The organism is Nostoc sp. UCD121 (genome assembly GCF_014222285.1).
In the GTDB taxonomy this organism is placed as follows: domain Bacteria; phylum Cyanobacteriota; class Cyanobacteriia; order Cyanobacteriales; family Nostocaceae; genus Nostoc.
On sequence record NZ_JACKZS010000599.1, the window covers coordinates 1 to 252 of the forward strand.

Annotated in this window: 1 pseudogene; it reads left to right on the top strand. The window is 42.5% G+C overall.

Going from position 1 to position 252, the window contains the following annotated elements:
- Positions 1-252 (top strand): annotated as a pseudogene (locus GNF10_RS37640) (hypothetical protein); the annotation flags it as partial.

Below are 252 nucleotides of genomic sequence, written 5' to 3' on the forward strand. Positions count from 1 at the left end.
TACCTCAACCATCAGATGGAATACACCAAAGCATTCTTCCAACTGATGCAGCAACAAAACACCTTGTTTGCAAACGCTAAATCTTCCCAAGAAGCTGCCCAGCTAAAACTAGTGGTGATGGAAAGTTTAGAGCGCAGCATGATGCAGTTTCACTCAACAAGGCGAAACCCTCCGCATCCATGAAAAATATCTCCAGGAACAGGTAGCATACGCCAGAGAATTTTTTGAACTGATTCAACAACAATACTCAAT